Annotated in this window: 1 protein-coding gene and 1 pseudogene; one reads left to right on the forward strand and one right to left on the reverse strand. The window is 68.6% G+C overall.

What is annotated here, in order from left to right:
* Positions 1-207, forward strand: a 207-nt coding sequence (locus tag ELR45_RS16525; protein WP_165367833.1) for a response regulator transcription factor, incomplete at its 5' end; no start/stop codon positions are given.
* A gap of 16 nt (positions 208-223) precedes the next feature.
* Here ELR45_RS16525 and ELR45_RS38105 read toward each other — a convergent pair.
* Positions 224-494, reverse strand: a pseudogene (locus ELR45_RS38105) (carbohydrate ABC transporter permease); the annotation flags it as partial.

Below are 494 nucleotides of genomic sequence, written 5' to 3' on the forward strand. Positions count from 1 at the left end.
AACAGGGACGGAGCGCCTCAGCTCTCGGAACGTGAGGCGGAGGTGCTGGCAGCTCTTGCAAACACCACCACCCTGGCCGACATCGCGAAGGGCATGTACGTGTCGAGTAACACCCTTAAGACCGTCACGCGCGGGCTCTATCGCAAGCTGGGCGCATCCGACCGACACCAAGCCGTCAGCATTGCTCAAGCCCTCGCCCTCCTCTAGCGCCCCGCTTGGGGCGTCAGGGGCGGAGGACGGCGAGGCCACGGATCAGGTGCCGCTGCACCAGCAGGAAACCCAGCACAACCGGGACGGACACCAGCACCGACGCGGCCATCAGCTCGTTCCACAGCACGCTCGACTGTGATGCGAAGGTGCGCAGCCCGACCGCCAGCGTCCGGGTGCCGGCGTCGGTCAGGACCGACGCGAACAGCACCTCGCCCCACCCGATGACGAAGGCGAACGCGGCCACGGCGACGATCGCCGGCCGGGCGAGCGGCACGACCACCCGG

Origin of the sequence: Phytoactinopolyspora endophytica, assembly GCF_004138495.1 — a bacterium.
In the GTDB taxonomy this organism is placed as follows: Bacteria; Actinomycetota; Actinomycetes; order Jiangellales; family Jiangellaceae; genus Phytoactinopolyspora; species Phytoactinopolyspora endophytica.